The sequence below is a fragment of the Paraburkholderia sp. MM6662-R1 genome (assembly GCF_050436245.1).
GTDB classification, from domain to species: Bacteria; Pseudomonadota; Gammaproteobacteria; order Burkholderiales; family Burkholderiaceae; genus Paraburkholderia; species Paraburkholderia tuberum.
Genome location: NZ_JBNDLV010000003.1, coordinates 1084908 through 1099852 on the forward strand (window position 1 = coordinate 1084908; position 14945 = coordinate 1099852).

Here is a 14945-nt window from a genome sequence, read left to right on the forward strand (position 1 = left end):
CCGCGCGGCCGTCTCCTCGCCCGGGCGAACCGTCCGCCCCCGGGTCGCATCTCGCGAATGATTGCAGGACGACTGCCCGATGTGACCATTCGCGGCCTCGCTCACCGATCAACGGTGCTGCACTTTCCGTGTCGCCATGTAGGTGTCGAACAGGCCCGCATGCAGCCGGCTGAGCTCCTGGCGCAGCCCGATGAGTTCATGCTGGTCGCCTTCGTGCTCCCGGCGCCGGATCTCCCCGAGCAGGGCCGTCGCGCGCGATGCCGCCTGGTCACGCTGTACGCGCGCCTCACCTAACCTGCCGGCGAGCGCCGGCTTCACCAACAGCAGCCATGCCGGAAACCAGGAATAGTCGTCGACCTCGCCGGTGCCAGGGAATTCGGCATCGAAGCGCCGGCGCAGCGCGTCCAGCGAAGCATCACCCAAGGTGGGCAACAACGCCACGAACCTCGCCGGCGCCAGCCACGCCAACTGCGCGAGCAGCGGCCACGCCGCATCCAGGCCAGCCGCCCGGTAGCGTGCCTCGGTCATCCACGCAAGCGGTGCCGGGATGCGCGACCAGGACTCGATGGCTTCGACTGCTTCAATCGCAGCCGCCCCGTCGCCCGCCAGAAGCCACAGCGGCACGGCGTGACTGTCCGCGTCGGCGGTACGAAACGGTAGCGATTCAGCCCGCTGAGCAAGCGCTCGCCAGCACGGCGTGAGCCACGACTGAACATTCTGCGCGGGCAGCACCCGCCGGGCGGCAAGTACGACCTCGTCCTCGAGATGCCGGCGTGCGCTGGCCAGCGTCTCGTGATCAGAAAAGGGCGTGGGCGATCCGCGTTCCAGCTCACGAACCAGCACGCTCATCGCTGGGAGCGCGCCATCGTCCGGATATTCGCCGGCGAGCAGCTCCAGTGCCGTTCGCGCCGCCACCGCATCGCGCCGCTGCAGCGGCTCCAGCACGTCGTTACGCAACATGACATCACGGCTGTCGGCGAAAATGTCGAGCTGCTGAATGGTGGGCTGCTGCATGTTCATCCCGCTCAGAAGAGCTGATCGTGAAGAGCGGCCAGATTAGCCCACTTCACCGTGCTGCGGAAGGTGCTGCCGTCTTCGTGCACCGACTCGATGATCATGCGCACGGTCCGCTCGCCATAGCGCATCAGCGCGCCGATCGGCGGACAGACCGGGGCCTTCCGTCTCTTGCGCGGGCGGGTTCTATTTTCCATCCCTCTTTCCCCGCTTGCGGTGCACCACGGTCTGGCTGGCTGGCGCGGGCGTGACGTGCGGCGCGCGCGAAGGGCGTGTCGCCACCGGGCGCGCCGCGGTGGAGGCGGACTTCGCGCGGGCTGGGCGGGCGTCGCGAGTGTCCGCCTGCCGCAGTGCCGCCAGTTGTTGCTGCAGCGTGACGTTCGTGGCCAGCACGGCACCGAGCCGTCCCTGCAGCACGCCCGCCTGGTGACGCACGTCCCCGAGCTGCGCCTGCAGCGCCTCGACCGCCCGGTGATGGTCCGCCCCGCGACTGTCGGCCCGCTTCACCGCGGCATCGAGGTCCTTCTGCAGCTTCGCGGCCGCCCCCCCCTCGCGGTCGATCTCCAGCAGAGCGCGCTTTTCCGACGCTCGCTGGCGCTCTTCGGCGCGTTCCGCGCTCTCGCGCAGCTTCTCGAGATCCCGCGAGAAACCTTCGCGCACCTTGTCCAGTTCACGGTCGCGCACAAGCGCCTCGGCCTTGAGCCGGACCACCTCGGCCTCGCACGCCTGCCGCGCCGCGTGGCCCTCGGCCTGCGCCTTTTCCAGTTCGCGAACCTCGACCTGCGCGGCAAGGAGCGCCGCCGTGCGCTGTTCGAGCGCGGTCTCGACGCGACCCAGTTCGTCGCGGGCAGCAACGACCGACCGTTGCGCCTCAACGCGTTGCGCCTCGACCTCGTCGCGCAGCGCGTCGAGCGCGGCTTCGGCAGAGGCGGTTGCGCGGGTCCAGAGCGCCGCGACCAGTTCGCCGGCAGCCGGCCCCAGATCGGCGGGCAGGTCGGGGTGTTCGATGCGCACCCGGCTCCTTTCGCGCAGTTCGGCCCAGAATTCACCGAGTACCTGGGGCGGCGTGCTCATGCTGCCGCGCTTGACCAACTGGTAAAGCCGGTTCGCGGTCGGCGTGATCCCGAAGCGGAAGAACAGGAGCGCGCAGACTTCGCGGTATAGCTCACGGGTCTTCGGGAATTCGCCTTTCAGGCGGTCGATTTCAGCCGAGAGGCGGGTTTCGTCGGGCAGGACGCACCTCGATGCGCTTGAACTGTCTGCCGACCTCGACGGCCGCGATGGCAGCAACCGGGCGCGCGGGCATTCACAGATCGCCGCCCACGACGACCTGAATGCGGTCCGCGCATGGCTCGCGCGGGTCGCCGACAAAAAGACCACCTTCGAGAATTACCGCAAGGAAGCCGAACGGCTGCTGCTATGGGCGATCGTGCAACTGGGCAAGCCGCTGTCGTCGCTCACGCACGAAGACCTGCAACTCTTCCGGCAATTCCTGAAAGACCCGTTGCCGCACGCGCGCTGGGTCGCCGACGGCGGGCGCAAATACCCGCGCCATGATCCGCGCTGGCGGCCGTTCTACAGGACGCTCCGGCCGAGTAGCCAGTACCAGGCGATGGTGATCATCAACGCGCTGTTCGCGTGGCTCGTCGAAGCCGGCTATCTGGCTGGCAACCCGCTGTCGCTGTCCCGGCAGCGCATCCGTCGCTCAAAGCCACGCATCACGCGCTACCTCGACCACGAACTGTGGCACGAAGTGAAGCTCCATATCGACAGCTTGCCGAAGGACACCCCGCGCGAGCGGAAGCACTATCTGCGCGCGCGGTGGCTGTTCACGCTGTTCTATCTCGGCGGCCTGCGTATCTCGGAGGTCGGCGGCAACACGATGGGCAGTTTCTTCTGCCGGCGCGATGCCGACGGCCACGAGCGCTGGTGGCTCGACGTGCTGGGCAAGGGCGACAAGGAGGGGCTGGTGCCCTCCTCGGCGGAAATGATGATGGAACTTGGGCGCTACCGGCGTGAGCGCGGCCTGTCCGCCCTGCCGTCAAGACATGAGGACACCCCGCTCGTGCTGCCGCTGGGCAAATCCATGCAGCCACTTACCCGCTCCGCGCTGCATACGATCGTGAAGGCGATCTTTGCCGGCGCGGCCGAACGGCTCCGCCTGCGTGGCGACGGCTTCGCGGCACAGGCGGACCTGCTCGAACAGGCCTCCGCACTCTGGTTGCGCCACACCGCGGGTTCGCACATGGCCGACGGCGGCGCCGATCTGCGTACCGTGCGCGACAACCTGCGCCACGCGTCCCTGACGAGCACCAACATCTACCTGCACACGCCCGACGAAGAGCGCCATCGGGAGACGGAGGAAAAGCACCGCATTGAATGGTAGGCCTTGCCTGACCGGTCAGTGGCGTGTCGCTGCGGTCGGGAAAGCCAGTTCGAGCATGAAGCGGACAAAGCTGTAGGCGAACAGCAACGCGAGCGGTAACGACGCGACGACGAATGCCGGTTTCAAGCGGCGCCGGGCGTGCCCCGGGCGCTCCGCATGTGCATCGCGCCGATGCTGCGCGACCACCCACCGCAGATCGCCGCCCGCGGTATTGCACGGTACGGGCCGCCGCGCCTTCTTCGCTTCCAGCGATTTCATAACCGGTTTTCTCCGGAGCGCCTTACCCTGCTGAAAGGCCGCGAGCATGAAGGGGGTGACGGTATAGCCAGCCGACCGCAATCCGCCCCGTAGTCGCTGACTATCACCACGCAGTTGCCTGAATGCAGGTCTATGTCACAGTTCGAAGAGTGTCTTGCGAACACACAACTTTGCCTCCCGGCTCCAATAAAAAACCCCCTCCAGAGAGGGGGCGATGAACCGCTCGCGAACCGTGCTTTTCGTATCGGATCAACGCGCCATCAATTTCCCCACAATGAGACTTGCGAGGATCTCTGCGAGCCTTGCCGTCACACCAGCTTGATCGATGTCGGGTCTGCTGTCAGATAGCCGACCGACGCGCCGAAGCGATCCCTGTAATTCGCGCGCACAAGCGGATCGAGCGTGTCCCTGAGCGCCTGCGTATGCTGGCTGCCCCAGTCGCCGGCATGCTGGAAGTTGCTCATGATGTAGGTCCAGCCGTTGAGTTCGTCGACCGCATGCAGACCGGTCGATTCGGCGCCGGCGGGTGTCGACAGCAGACGCGTGAGCTGCTTCGTGTCGACGTTGTACGCCCACAGGAAATTGTTCACGTGGTAGCCGCTGTCCTCGCCGATAAAGAGCGTGCGCAGCTTCTCCGAGAATTTCAGGTTGTCCGGGTTGGCGACCAACTCCGGGTCGGCCTTGTTGCCGAGCGCGTCGGCGGCGATGTCCTTGCCGACCAGCAGCGCGCTGGTGTGCACCGGCACCCACTCGCTGTTGATCGCGGCACCCTGGTTATCCTTCTGGCCGCCCGCGAGCTTGTGCTGAAGCACGCCGCCGGCGTTGATCGCGGCGTCGACGGAAATGTTGCTCTCCGCGTTCCAGCCCTTCGCGTTGCCCTTCACCATCGAGTCGACGATGTTCTGCAAAGCGGAGTACGCGATCTTGTCCTTGATGTTGACCGTCGTCCCCTCCATCTTCGTGAAGCCCATGCTGCCGCCCGCCAGGTAAGCGTAGCGATGGGTTTCGAGGAAAGCCGCAACCTTCTCCTTGCCCGGCATGATCCTGACCCACTGCGCGGTGCCGCCGGCGAAGATCTTCCGGTAGTTAGCGTCGGCAGGATCGGTCCACTTGACGTCGATGACGTCCTGCGGCCGATTCGACTTCGCCATGGCCTCGACTTCCGCGCTCGTCGCGTGACCCAATCTGATCCACGTCAGGTCCGCGCCCGCCGCGGCCGGATCGACCGAGAAGCCCGCGCCCACTTTCGCCACATACAACGTGCCGGCCGACAGGTCCTTCTCGTTGTCCGCCACGAACATGAAGAGGCCGCTGTTGGTCGCGTCGTCGCCCATCAGGACCGTGCGGTTGTCCGGCATCACCTGCACCAGTTCGTGCGAAATGCGCCCGAGGCAATAGTGTTTTCTGACCGAGCCGGTGCCATCCGCCTTGACCGTGATTTCCGGCAGATGACCATAGAGATACGGGTTGAAAGCAATGTTCGTGTTGCCGTACAGGTTATCGTTGAACGCCTTGTACTGCGCCAGATTGCTCGAGCTGGCCGTGAACGCATCCGGCTCGTATTCCTCGCTCGACAGATGCGTGTTCCACGGCGACAGGCTCGCGCCGCAGGTGATCCACAGCCCATTCGCGGGCGACGTGTCGACGTTGTGATACTTGACGAGCGTCAACTTGCCGGTGGCCGGATCCTGATCCAGCGTCAGCACCGCGATCGGCGACGGGAGGCGGCCATACATGTCACTGCCGGACTGCGAGCGCGTCGTGTATTCGAACTGGACCACAGCGAACACCGTGTTGCCCTTTACGCCGGCGACCTTCGCGCCATCGATCTTCAGCAGCGACGTACCGTCCGGCGAGTCCGAAAAGAACTGGCGCCGTTGCGCGGGCACCGAGTCGTCGTCGATCGGCTGGTTGTTGATGTCGAAGTACCCGCCGGCCAGCACGGTGCCGCCGTTGCCGTCCGGGACCAGATCGCCGGTCATGAAGAACGGCTGGTACGCGAGTTTGTAAGCCTTTTGGGAGCCGTCGGAATACGAAACCGTCAGGCCTGAGCCGACCGTGGTGGTTGCCATCAGCGACGGATTGGCGAGCGACGGCGCCGGCATGCTGGTGAAAGACGCCGAAGTGAAGTTCGCAACCGGGGTGGCAGGCGTAGTAGGCGTGGTGGAATTGGCCGACGGATTTGCCAGATCGCCGCCGCAAGCGGTCAGCATCGACGCCGTGGCGATGCCGCCTAGCGGCAGCATCGGCGCACCGGCAAGTAGTTTCAGGGCCTTGCGGCGGGAAATGTCGAACGGCTCTGCCATGTTGTCGTGATCCAGGGTTCGGGTAGCGTGGGTGAATGCACAGCCGGCACGCAGTCAGCCCCAAACCAATTGGTTCACGCTCGCGCCGCTATGACGCGAGCATTCTATGAAGTTAATATGAAAGAATATTGACAGGCGTTAGTAATTTTTGAATCAGCCTGGTCAGCCGGCCTGCCCCGCCTCTAGCCCGGGCGGCGAAATTCGTTTTCGACCCAGGCCACGGCGCTCGCCTTGCTGAGCTTGAAGCTGGGCGCGACCTGCACTTGCGCCAACTGCTCGCCGAAGGTGTCGAGCGCGGTCAGCAGCGCGTACGGTTCGATGTCGTCCGCAACGATGTCCAGCGTGATGTCGAGTTCGTCGTTACCGTCCGCGCTCGCCACCCGCACTTCTTTATGGAGTTGCGCACGCAGTTGCTGCTCATGGCGGCGCAGGACTTCTGAGGCGGTCTTCACCAGCGTGTTGAACGCCGACGTGTCGAGGGGTTTCGGATCCTTCTTGTTGCGGCCCATCGTCCACGGCCCGACGAGCGCCGGTTCCGCTTCGCCGTCCTTGATCATTTCGACGGCCCAGCCTTCGTCGTCTTCGTTCTTGATGACGCGCGCGGTCAAGCCGTCGTCGTGCCACAGACGTGCTTCGTGCACGGCTTCGCCTAATCCGGACGAGCCTTCCGTCGTGGAATCAGCAGCGGTATCGGACGATGGAACGGGTGTATGCAACGCTGCACGTTTGGCGTCGACACGAAGCGCAGCGCGAATGGCTTTTGCGCTTTACTTTTCCGTCCGGCGGACCGGTTCTGTTGCAATAAGGCGGTCGCCTATGATGTGCGGAACAGATGAACGACTGAAAGCTTGATGAAGACTCTGAATCCGACCGTTGCCCGCGTGCTCAAACGCCTGCATTACCCGCTTGATGTGATCCTGACTTGTGTTCGCTGGTATGTGGCCTATCTGCTTAGCCTGCGAAACCTCGAAGAAATGATGGCCGAGCGAGGCATCTCAGTGGATCATTCAACCGTGCACCGTTGGGCGCTCAAGCTGCTGCCGGCGCTGTAAAAACCGTTTCGCCGCCACAAACGCCCCGTGCGCAAGAGCTGGCGCGTCGACGAGACCTACATCAAGGTCAAGGGCCAATGGAAATACCTGTATCGCGCCGTCAAAAAGGCCGGCAACACCATCGACTTTCTGTTACGGGCCCATCGGGATAAGACTGCGGCGCGGCGGTATTTCGAAAAGTCGATGGCCCTGAATGGCGAACCCGAGACTGTGACGATCGACAAAAGCGGCGCCAATATGGCAGCGTTGCAAGCCATCAACGCCGAGCGCGAAACGCCCATCAAGATCCGGCAGACGAAGTACTTGAACAATATCATCGAACAGGACCACCGCGCGATTAAACGGCGTACCCGCTCCATGCTCGGGTTCAAGAATTTCCGGTGCGCACGCATCCTGCTCGGTGGCATCGAGGTAGCTCAATGTCGGAGGACGTGGACACAGCCGGACAAGTTACCTTTCCGAATGCGGAACTTGTTGCTCATCAGCGAGAGGTCGAATTTTGGCAGGATGACGGAAATCTAAGTCGTGCCAGCGAGCGTGCCCGCGGTAACTTCCTGATAGCCCGTCAAGTGTTCGACGGCTACCGCGACAAGCTCCGTACTTTCGACGAGGGCGAAGTGCTGCCCGGTATCAGAGCGATGCCGCTACCGGGACACACAGATGGACACTCCGGATATCTTCTCGAACCCCATGATCAGGGCCTGCTTGTTTGGGGAGATATTGTTCATTTTCCTCACATCCAGATTAAACGGCCAGACGTATCGATTGCATTCGATCAAGACCCTTCCCTGGCAGCCACCACACGTTCACGGCTTCTGGACCTGGTCAGCTCGGAGGGACTTTTGATCGCCGGTATGCATTTGGGGGAACTCGGCTTCGCGCGAATAAAGCGAACGAGCGGAAGCTACGGTCTGCTTTATGAGACCGAAGTATGAGGCCGCGAACAGAAGCAACCATGTCTGATACCGGTCCGGCACTCTGCACTGGACCAACGACGAACACTACGCCAGCGTTCCCACATCAACGCCTTCTGGCTTTCGCTGTAATAGATCCGGCGCCTCTGTTTCATTTGCAACACTCCCGCCGCTCATGCGACGTTCATTGTGTTGCATCGACCGGTTGAATCCGCTGTTAGTCGATCCGGGCTAAGCTTGACGCGCCCACGCAGTCTGATGCTGAGTCGCCCCGTTGCCTCCAATCTCGCCCATCAGATAATCGATGAACGATGCTATTCGCGAAGAAACGGCTGTATTGCGGTAATAGACAGCATGGATTGGCTGACGGACGTCCTTGGTCTGACGGGCGAGGATCTGCACGAGACGCCCTGTTTCGCGGTCCCGGTCGGTCATGAAATCCGACAGGCAGACAACGCCCACGCCTTCGAGCGCCAGTTGACGAAGCGTCTCGCCGCTCGATGAACTTGCCACCGGCTCGATACGGTACGGCTCACCGTCGGCACCGAGCAACGGCCAGACATTGAGCGACTCCGGTTGTGTAAAGCCCAGCAGTACGTGCTTGCCAAGATCAGCGACCTCGCGCGGATGTCCGTGCGCCTCAAGATAGTCGGGACTCGCAAGAACACGCATGCGGCTACTGCCAACAAGCCGGCTATGCAGCGTCGAATCCTTGAGCCGGCCAATTCGAATAGCGACATCGGTGCGGCTCTCGAGTAGATCGATGATGCCGTCGTTCGTGTTCAGCTCCAGGTGAACGTGCGGATAGCGCGCGCGGTAGCCTTGCACAAGCGGTGCGATCACGTGCAGCATGAAAGGCGACGCTGCATTGATCCGCAGGAGCCCCGATGGGTTTTCCCGCCGCGCGACCATCTGTTCCTCCGCGCTTTCCACGGAATCGATGATGGCGCGCGCGTGTTGAAGGAACGCGCGCCCTTCTTCGGTCAGCTCCATCCTGCGCGTGGTCCGGCGCATCAAGGTCGTTTTCAGCTTTTCCTCGAGGCGCCCCAGCGTCCGGCTGGCCGCCGACACTGTCAGGTCGAGATGTTGGGCAGCTGCCGTCATCGAGCCGGTATCGACCACGGCCATGAAAGTCGCCAATTCGTCGAGGGTGATATTCATTCTTGATTTCTTTTCAAAAGAATTTTGTTTATAGACCAGTTTGTGAACAAAAGTAAAGCTGGCAGACTCGGTCCGTCAGAATCCTCAATTCCTTCGCGAGGGAATACAGCCGCCGGAGGGCGCAGGCGCGCTGTCGAGTCTGGTGAGACAAAACTTTCTCCAATGTCACGGAGATTTAATAAATCAAACAGGCTGTTTCTGGAGACATACGCCGCGACGTTCGGGCTTCCGCAGACCAGATGGGCAACTTCTCTGCTTAGCCGGAATGCGACTGACACCGGCATAAAGCCGGCGCGCAACTCACCTCGATCAATGCGAGCACAAACATGACGGTTACCGAGCGACCCGCGAATTACGGCACCAGCATGATCGACCTGGGCCGGTTTCAGATCGATTTGGAGATGCGGACGCTGCACCAAAGCGGCACGCTCGTACCTGTCGGATCTCGCGCCTTCGATATTCTTGCCGTGCTCGTGTCGGCCGCTGGACGACTCGTTACGAAAGACGAATTGTTGGATAGTGTCTGGCCGAAAACCGTCGTCGAAGAAAACAATATCCAGGTCCATCTGTCCGCGTTACGCAAAATACTTGGTGAGGATCGCAACCTGATTGTCACGATCCCTGGTCGCGGGTATCAGTTGCGACGACGACCCGTTGAGAGCCCGGCTCCTGCGGTCGAGTCCCGAGCCTTCAGACGTAGCCTGCCGCTACGCGAAACCCGGCTCACAGGCCGCGACGCGGCCGTTCGGCAGATCAGCATGTTGCTCCAGAGTACGTTGGTATTGACGCTCACTGGAGCCGGCGGTATAGGGAAGACGAGCCTGGCTATAGAGGTAGCACGGCAGGCATCGAACGATTCTTCCCGCGCTGTGTGTTTTGTCGAACTTGCCACGGCAACAACCGAAGATGCGGTCCTATGCGAGGTCGCCGAAGCATGCGGGCTGTCCACGCTCGATGCTGCAGTCGACATTGCGCAACTGGCTGCGGCGGTTTCCGGCAAACGTCTGCTCCTCGTGCTGGATAACGCCGAGCATGTGATCGACGCGGTCGCGCGGATCGTCGACGCACTCGTAGCGGCAAGCAAAATTCTGCGTGTGATGGTAACGAGTCGTGAACCGCTTCGCCTGATGCAAGAGACGGTGTACCGGGTCGAGCCGCTCGACGTGCCGCCTTCGCATTCAACCCATGCGGAGATCGTCCAGTTTTCAGCGGTAAAGTTGTTTTTGCTGCGCGTCAATTCAATCCAACGGTATGCATACGCCGGCTGCGAGGAAATTCATCTCATCGGCGAGATCTGCCGCCGGCTGGACGGCATTCCTTTGGCGATCGAGCTGGCAGCGGCGCGCGTCGCTGGCCTCGGCATTGGGGGTGTTCATCGCTATCTGCACGACCGTTTCAGTTTGCTGACGGGCGGCTACCGGACCGCTCTGCCACGCCATCAAACCTTACGTGCGACGTTCGACTGGAGTTTCTTCATCCTGAATCCATGCCATCAGTTACTGTTCAGGCGCCTCGCGGTATTCAGCGGCGGCTTTACGTTCGATGCGATGTGCGCGGTGGTGTGCGACGAGAAATACGCTGTGGCGGACGCGATCGGCGGCATCGGCGATCTGGTGGCGAAATCGCTCGTCAACATTGAGCTGGAGGGGCCGGTAAGCAGGTATCGCCTTTCCGATTCGGCACGTGCCTATGCGCTGGAGAAGCTGCATGCGCAAGGCGAGCAGAGGCTGATCGCGGCGCGCCATGCACGCTATGTCTCCCATTGCTTGCGACCGTGTCTGGCTGACAGTCTCGCTGAACAATTGGACCTGGAAATCGATTTCCGGCAGTCGCTGGATGATGCACGCAGCGCTTTCGATTGGGCGTTCTCACAGCATGGCGATACGCGGATTGGAGTCGAGCTCGCGGCAGGTCTCACAGAGGCGCTGCTCGATGCGGGCCTGATTCACGAATGCTGCACGCGTGCCGAGCAGGCCATCGATGCGCTTGAAGAACTGCCCGCTGCCTCGGTGGACTCAGACACCGAAATGCGCGTACGTGCCGCTCTCGCCTCGGCATTGATCTATGCTCAGGGGCCCGTGTCAAAGTCGGCACAATCGTGGACGGAAGTGCTGGCTCTTGCTGGCGATACAGGCGACGGTTCCGGTGCAAATAGTGAAGGTGAATCAGTTAAAGTGTTGCCCCCCGATCTCATCGTCCGACAATGATGTCCGAGCGCGGCCTGTCGCTGGCCCACACGACGATCGCGGTCTCCTATTCGAACTCCGCGATCCGCAGGTCAATTTCCCAATGGCTTCATATCCATTCCGTTATACGACACATAACGAATCGATATTTCGGCCTTGATATTGACTCACCATCATCGCTGACGCGACGCAGCCAGTCGGCTGGACGACTGGCGTCGTCTCCTTCCAGTTCCCCATCTTCGGAGACTCCATGAGAACAAACTTCGCTCGCGCGGTGGTGCGCTCACTGCGCCCTGCGGTTACGCTTTTAGCCGCGCTTGGCATCTATGTCGCGTTGAGCCCCACTGCCACCGCCGCGGTGCCGATGGGCGTCGCGTTCGTCTACCTCGGCAACCCCGGTGACGCTGGCTGGACCTACGCACACGAACAGGGTGTGAAGGCGATCGAAGCGAGGTTCGGTGACAAGATCAAGGTCACGCGCGTCGAGAACGTACCCGAATCCGCTGACTCAGAGCGCGTGTTTCGCGACCTCGCGAACAAGGGCAACAAGATTATCGTGGGCTCGAGCTTCGGATTCCAGGACTTCGAACTGAAGACTGCAAAGGATTATCCCGACGTCGTCTTCGAGCATGCGACCGGATACAAGAAGGCCACGAACTTTGCGACCTATGACGTGCGCACGTACCAGAGCGCCTATCTGGCTGGGCTCGTCGCCGGCTATACGACGAAGACGAATACGCTCGGCTTCGTCGCCTCGGTGCCGGTCCCGGAAGTGGTGCGCAACATTAACGCCTTCACAATGGGTGCGCGTTCGATCAATCCGAATGCGAAGGTAAAGGTCATATGGATCAATAGCTGGTTCGATCCAGGCAAGGAGAAACAGGCGGCCGAAACGCTGATCGGCCAGGGAGCCGACGTGCTGATCCAGAACACCGATTCGACGGCGACAATGCAGACTGCCGAGCAGAAGAAAGTGCACGCGTTCGGTTGGGACTCGGACATGAAGAAGTTCGGCCCGAATGCCCAACTGGGCGCATGCGTGAGCTACTGGGGCGTCTACTACTCTCACCTGATCGAACAGGTGCAATCCGGCACGTGGACCAACGCGCCGACGTGGTGGGGTCTCAAGGAAAAAGCAATCGACCTCGCTGACATCAACACTGCAGCCGTATCGCCTGCCGCGCAAAAGGCGCTGGCGCAAAAGCGCGACGACATTATCGCGGGCAGATTCGATCCGTTCTCCGGACCGATCAGGGATCAGAATGGCGCGATCAAGGTGGCAGCCGGCACGTCGCTGCCCGACGCCGAGTTGCTGCGGCTCAACTGGTTCGTGCAGGGGGTCGAGGGCACGTTGCCGAAGTAACTCAGCCAACGTGGAGGAGACACACTTTGAGCCTTGTCATTTCCCCGAAACAGAACGCGTCGGCGTTCCCTGAGCAGGGGCTCGCGCCGACACGCGAGCAGATCGTCCGCCATCTGCGTCATGCAAGCGTTATCGCAGAACGTGCGATGCTGTTGGGCCGTCACCCGTTTGGCGCCATACTCGTCGGGCCTGATCAGGAGTCGGTTCTAATAGAACAGGGCAATGTCGATTCCGTCAATCATGCGGAAGCGGTGCTCGCGCGTATCGCCGCGCTCAACTTTACGCCGCAATTCTTGTGGGCTTGCACGCTCTATACGACGGTTGAGCCATGTTGCATGTGCGCAGGCACGGCATATTGGGCCAACATTGGGCGGGTGGTTTTTGCAATGACGGAAGAGCGCCTGCTGCAAGCCACGGGCAATCATGCAGAGAATTCGACGATGAGTGTGTCGTCGCGGTATGTCTTCGACCATTGCCAGAAGCGCATTGAACTGGTTGGACCCGTGGCCGAGGTCGAGGAAGAAGTGATGCAGGTGCAGCGCAGGTTCTGGGGACGCCGATGAGCATGGCGCATCGCGGCCTTATGTTCGCATCATGCCGCGCGCGGAGCCGCCACCGCCCGCGCAGCGGCCGCCGCGGCAACTGACGACAACGGTGGACACGAGCGCTGTGCAGACCGGCACGCGGTACCCTTCACCACGCCGCAAACGCGCTACCGCTGCGGTACGCCGTCGCGCCACTCGCCCCAATGCGTGACGATGTCCTGCACGAGCGGATTGCCCGTGAGGAACAGATTGTCGATCGCGATCGTGAAGCCGCCCTGCGACGAGTAGTTGAGCAGATTGTCCGCGCTCGACTGGCCCGCGTACGGCCGGTCGAAGTCCGAGCCAGCGCGCAGCACCGCGACACGGTTCAGGTCGACGCGATGCACGGTCGCCGCGCGCGTCAGCGCCTCGAAGGTGGCGTTGTCTTCCTGCTGCGTCGTGCAATAGGTGCCCTTGCCGTCGGTCAGGATCTTCGTCCATTGCCGCGCGCGCTCGCCGAGATCGGTGCCCGACCACCAGGTATCGCCCGCCAGCGTGTCACACTGGATCACGGTCGGCGGACGGTTCGCGGGCGCATAGTTGTATTTGGCGCGGGCAGCCTGCGCCTGTGCGTCGTCGGTCAGCGTCACGTTGCGCGACAGCGCGAATGCCGCGCTCGAAAGCGCCGGATTGAGCTGGAACACTTCGGTGCGATAGTCGAGCGGCGGCTTCTGCGTCGGGCCCGTCGTGTTGATGCCGAGATAGCCGGTATTCCAGCCCGGCGGAATTTCGCGTCCGTCGATTTCCCATTGAATCCCGAAGTCGACGAGCCAGTTCGCCCACGCAGCGGAACCGACGGTGCCCTGAAGCGGATCAATACCAGCGATGCCCGCCACCATGAAGTACGTATGACGCAAGTCGAAACGCGGCGAGAACGTCAGCGCCATGATCGACGCGGCGGCATTCGCGTGCCCCATCCCCGTCGTCATCACGCAGACCTCCTGGCGATTGCAGTGTACGGCAGGGTAGTCAGGAGACAGGCCCGCGACGGTGATGTCCTGCCACGGGCCGAGATGATCGAGCCACACCTGGCCTTCCGGACCGAACATCGAAATGATCATCACCTTGACCGGCCGGCCATGCGACGCGCCGTCGTCCTGCGCGAAGCTGTCGTCGGCATGCGCGATGGCCGGTGCAACTGCCGCGCCTGCCACGAGCAACGATGAAATTGCTGCACCAAAAGCACGATTTAGCATAAGAGGTCCCACCTGATATGTAAGAACTGCGGTTGCGAAAAGTGAGTCGCGTGCCGTGTTGTCGACTGACGTCGTGGTTTTTTGTCGGCGTGCAGCGTGGGACCTGGGCGTGAGCCGTTCAGGTGACAGTGAGTATAAGCAGAGAAAAATCTGAATTGCCAAGCGGACGAATGTCATGCTCGGCTTTAACCGTTTCAGGAACGCCGCGATCACTCTGGCAGGCATTGAGTTGACGCATCGCATTCGCAAAGGCCAATTCAACCTGGCGAAGCTCGGCCTCAAAGATACCGCCGCGTGAGAACACGTCGTGCGCTCAACTCGCGCAACACGCGCGAAACGGTCATGCGTGCGACTCCGGACTCCTCGACCAACTCGGTTTCCGAAGGGATCGCGTCTCCAGGCTTCCAAGTGCCATCGGCTATGCGCTCGATTACATAGCGCTTTATCTGTTCGTATGCTGGCGCGAGCTTGCGCTGCAGCTTCAACCGCTTCGCCTCTCCACCCGCCCGCGCCGCCTCAGTCATG

12 protein-coding genes and 4 pseudogenes are annotated in these 14945 nt (G+C 61.9%); 7 read left to right on the forward strand and 9 right to left on the reverse strand.

Annotation, left to right across the window (positions count from 1 at the left end; genetic code table 11):
* Window positions 1-108: 108 nt before the first annotated feature.
* The 3 genes from OKW39_RS27920 to OKW39_RS27930 are packed head-to-tail and all read right to left on the reverse strand — an operon-like array spanning window position 109 to window position 2301.
* Window positions 109-1020, reverse strand: a complete 912-nt coding sequence (locus tag OKW39_RS27920) for a hypothetical protein (protein WP_090811179.1) — start codon at window positions 1018-1020, stop codon at window positions 109-111.
* Between the two features lie 5 nt (window positions 1021-1025).
* Entirely contained in the window at window positions 1026-1211 is a 186-nt protein-coding gene (locus tag OKW39_RS27925) for a hypothetical protein (RefSeq protein ID WP_429359946.1), read from the reverse strand.
* Window positions 1201-2301, reverse strand: a complete 1101-nt coding sequence (locus tag OKW39_RS27930; RefSeq protein WP_429564280.1) for a DNA-binding protein — start codon at window positions 2299-2301, stop codon at window positions 1201-1203. Before OKW39_RS27930 ends, OKW39_RS27925 begins: the two co-directional genes overlap by 11 nt.
* Between OKW39_RS27930 and OKW39_RS27935 the strand changes: the two genes are divergently transcribed.
* Window positions 2216-3400, forward strand: coding sequence for a tyrosine-type recombinase/integrase (locus tag OKW39_RS27935; RefSeq protein ID WP_429564281.1), 1185 nt, complete (start codon window positions 2216-2218; stop codon window positions 3398-3400). The genes OKW39_RS27930 and OKW39_RS27935 overlap by 86 nt on opposite strands.
* Window positions 3401-3415: 15 nt before the next feature.
* Here OKW39_RS27935 and OKW39_RS27940 read toward each other — a convergent pair whose 3' ends face one another.
* From OKW39_RS27940 to OKW39_RS27950, 3 genes are all read right to left on the reverse strand, one after another.
* Window positions 3416-3658 carry a hypothetical protein gene (locus OKW39_RS27940; RefSeq protein WP_429564113.1) on the reverse strand — a complete coding sequence of 81 codons (243 nt, stop codon included), beginning with the start codon at window positions 3656-3658 and terminating at the stop codon, window positions 3416-3418.
* Window positions 3659-3966: 308 nt separating this feature from the next.
* On the reverse strand, window positions 3967-5964 hold the full coding sequence (locus tag OKW39_RS27945) for a PhoX family protein (RefSeq protein ID WP_429564114.1): 1998 nt from the start codon (window positions 5962-5964) through the stop codon (window positions 3967-3969).
* 182 nt (window positions 5965-6146) lie between these two features.
* Window positions 6147-6680, reverse strand: coding sequence for a hypothetical protein (locus OKW39_RS27950; protein ID WP_429564115.1), 534 nt, complete (start codon window positions 6678-6680; stop codon window positions 6147-6149).
* Between the two features lie 135 nt (window positions 6681-6815).
* Here OKW39_RS27950 and OKW39_RS27955 point away from each other — a divergent pair.
* Both OKW39_RS27955 and OKW39_RS27960 read left to right on the forward strand, forming a co-directional pair.
* A pseudogene (locus OKW39_RS27955) lies at window positions 6816-7538 on the forward strand (IS6 family transposase).
* A pseudogene (locus OKW39_RS27960) lies at window positions 7448-7951 on the forward strand (MBL fold metallo-hydrolase); the annotation flags it as partial. The pseudogenes OKW39_RS27955 and OKW39_RS27960, both read left to right, overlap by 91 nt.
* 210 nt (window positions 7952-8161) lie before the next feature.
* Here the strand turns inward: OKW39_RS27960 and OKW39_RS27965 are convergent.
* The gene (locus tag OKW39_RS27965; protein WP_429564116.1) at window positions 8162-9091 is read right to left on the reverse strand and encodes a LysR substrate-binding domain-containing protein; all 930 of its coding nucleotides are present in this window, start codon (window positions 9089-9091) and stop codon (window positions 8162-8164) included.
* Between the two features lie 326 nt (window positions 9092-9417).
* On the opposite strand from OKW39_RS27965, the gene OKW39_RS27970 reads away from it, so the two are divergent.
* From OKW39_RS27970 to OKW39_RS27980, 3 genes are all read left to right on the forward strand, one after another.
* Window positions 9418-11298, forward strand: a complete 1881-nt coding sequence (locus tag OKW39_RS27970) for an ATP-binding protein (protein WP_429564117.1) — start codon at window positions 9418-9420, stop codon at window positions 11296-11298.
* 229 nt (window positions 11299-11527) lie between these two features.
* A complete protein-coding gene (locus OKW39_RS27975) occupies window positions 11528-12640 on the forward strand; it encodes a BMP family ABC transporter substrate-binding protein (protein WP_429359954.1) in 1113 nt (370 codons plus the stop codon).
* Between the two features lie 26 nt (window positions 12641-12666).
* Window positions 12667-13203, forward strand: coding sequence for a nucleoside deaminase (locus OKW39_RS27980; protein ID WP_429564118.1), 537 nt, complete (start codon window positions 12667-12669; stop codon window positions 13201-13203).
* Window positions 13204-13352: 149 nt separating this feature from the next.
* Here OKW39_RS27980 and OKW39_RS27985 read toward each other — a convergent pair whose 3' ends face one another.
* Window positions 13353-14420: a purine-nucleoside phosphorylase gene (locus OKW39_RS27985; RefSeq protein WP_429564119.1), complete on the reverse strand. Its 1068-nt coding sequence runs from the start codon at window positions 14418-14420 to the stop codon at window positions 13353-13355.
* Between the two features lie 154 nt (window positions 14421-14574).
* Between OKW39_RS27985 and OKW39_RS27990 the strand changes: the two are divergent.
* Window positions 14575-14718 (forward strand): annotated as a pseudogene (locus tag OKW39_RS27990) (IS6 family transposase); the annotation flags it as partial.
* Here OKW39_RS27990 and OKW39_RS27995 read toward each other — a convergent pair.
* Window positions 14711-14944 (reverse strand): annotated as a pseudogene (locus OKW39_RS27995) (GntR family transcriptional regulator); the annotation flags it as partial. The pseudogenes OKW39_RS27990 and OKW39_RS27995 sit on opposite strands and share 8 nt — an antisense overlap.
* Between the last annotated feature and the right edge of the window lies 1 nt (window position 14945).